Source organism: Candidatus Erwinia dacicola (genome assembly GCF_001756855.1).
Classification (GTDB): domain Bacteria; phylum Pseudomonadota; class Gammaproteobacteria; order Enterobacterales; family Enterobacteriaceae; genus Erwinia; species Erwinia dacicola.
Window position 1 is genome coordinate 1 of sequence record NZ_MAYS01000540.1, and the last position, 2,244, is coordinate 2,244.

Consider the following 2,244-nt stretch of genomic DNA (forward strand, 5'->3'; position numbering starts at 1 on the left):
TACAGATAAGCCCAGCGTCCGTTGACCTTCACGTAGGTTTCATCGAGATGCCATGAGCCAAAACCGGAAGGTTGACGCCAGTACCAGCGCCGCCGCTTTTCCATCTCAGGTGCAGAACGCTGAACCCATCGATAAATCGTGGTGTGATCGACATTTACCCCTCGCTCAGCCAGCATCTCCTGCAGCTCACGATAACTGATGCCATATTTGCAGTACCAGCGGACGGCCCACAGGATAATATGACGCTCAAAATGTCGACCTTTAAATGGGTTCATGTGCTGCTCCTTCAACTAAACAGTGGCATCAGTTTACCATCGCCAGATCTTTGCAACAGTGCCTTTTAGACTGCGCTTTCATGAGATAACATGAGACATGTATGAAATGAAAAATCTACGCAATAGCTTGGATTTTATGGGTTTATGTGATTTTCATGAGATATCCATGAAACCTCATGGAACAACATATTTTATCTAGACGTTAAACAGGAAGTTCATCACATCACCATCTTTCACGATGTAGTCTTTCCCTTCTGAACGTATCTTACCGGTTTCTTTCGCGCCTTGTTCACCTTTGCAGGCGATGTAGTCATCGAAAGCGATGGTCTGAGCGCGGATAAAGCCCTTTTCAAAGTCGGTGTGGATCTTACCTGCGGCCTGGGGTGCGGTAGCGCCAACCGGGATAGTCCATGCACGCACTTGCTTCACTCCAGCGGTGAAGTAGGTCTGCAGGTTCAGCAGGGAGTAACCGGCGCGGATGACGCGGTTCAGGCCCGGCTCTTTAATGCCCAGTTCAGTCATAAACTCTTCGCGGTCGCCATCTTCCAGCTCGGCAATATCAGACTCAACGGCAGCGCAGACCGGCACCACAACTGAACCCTCTTTCTCGGCAATCGCACGCACGATATCGAGGTACGGGTTATTTTCAAAACTGTCTTCGTTAACGTTGGCGATATACATGGTTGGCTTCAGCGTCAGGAAGTTCAGGTAGCGAACCACCGCTTTATCTCCATCGCTCAGGTCCAGAGCGCGCAACATGTCAGCTTTTTCTAGATGCGGCAGGCATTTCTCCAGCACGACCTGTTCGGCTTTGGCGTCTTTATCACCGCCCATAGCTTTCCTCTGCATGCGCTGCAGGGCACGTTCGCAGATATCAAGGTCGGAAAGCGCCAGTTCTGTATTGATCGTTTCAATATCGTCAGCTGGGTCGACTTTATTATTCACGTGGATAATGTTGTCGTTCTCAAAGCAGCGCACCACGTGGCCGATAGCTTCGGTTTCACGGATGTTGGTAAGGAACTGGTTGCCTAGGCCTTCACCTTTCGATGCGCCTTTTACCAAGCCTGCGATATCAACGAATTCCATGGTGGTCGGCTGAATACGCCGCGGCTTAACGATGGCAGCCAGCTGATCAAGACGTGAATCAGGCATTGGCACCACACCAGTATTCGGCTCAATGGTACAGAACGGGAAGTTAGCTGCTTCGATGCCCGCTTTGGTTAACGCATTGAACAGGGTGGATTTCCCGACGTTTGGCAGGCCCACAATACCGCATTTGAATCCCATGTTTGAATCACCTTAATTTCTTGATAATCAACGCACTTTTACATGCCCTGATAGTATCACAGATAGTTGTCTTAAAAGTTTCCGCGCATTATACACGTAATTTTAGCCTGGATGCGGTTGATTTCTGACGCATGAGGTTAAGTTCTCTCTTGAGATCGGGCTCACATTTTCCCATACTGACGTGTCTTTACAAAAATCGGAGAATCCCGCAGATGCATCGCTTGCTGCTTACGCCACCTTAAGACCCTCCCGCCAGCGCAACGCCCGTTGCCGCCACTCGTCACTCTGACGAGCAGCCCGCTGTTTCAGGTGCAGAACGCTAAACCCATCGATAAATCGTGGTGTGATCGACATTTACCCCTCGCTCAGCCAGCATCTCCTGCAGCTCACGATAACTGATGCCATATTTGCAGTACCAGCGGACGGCCCACAGGATAATATGACGCTCAAAATGTCGACCTTTAAATGGGTTCATGTGCTGCTCCTTCAACTAAACAGTGGCATCAGTTTACCATCGCCAGATCTTTGCAACAGTGCCGTTGCCACGTTGATCTCGCCGTTGAATTCGGGCGAGGCATGCCATCGCCTCTACTCCAGCCTTAAAGGTTTCGTAGGGGTCAGACACGCTTGACCAGATGTATTAAAACCCTGCCTGAGTAATCAATTCTAACGCCCCATCGAG

2 protein-coding genes and 1 pseudogene are annotated in these 2,244 nt (G+C 50.0%); all 3 read right to left on the minus strand.

Annotated elements, in window-relative coordinates:
• A partial coding sequence (locus tag BBW68_RS13565) for an IS6 family transposase (protein ID WP_148127483.1) occupies positions 1 to 275 on the minus strand: 275 nt, incomplete at its 3' end.
• A 195-nt stretch (positions 276 to 470) separates the two neighbouring features.
• Positions 471 to 1,562 (minus strand): redox-regulated ATPase YchF, encoded by a 1,092-nt coding sequence (gene ychF / locus BBW68_RS13570; RefSeq protein ID WP_070135753.1) that lies wholly within the window; start codon positions 1,560 to 1,562, stop codon positions 471 to 473.
• Positions 1,563 to 1,884: 322 nt separating this feature from the next.
• Positions 1,885 to 2,037 (minus strand): annotated as a pseudogene (locus BBW68_RS13575) (IS6 family transposase); the annotation flags it as partial.
• Between the last annotated feature and the right edge of the window lie 207 nt (positions 2,038 to 2,244).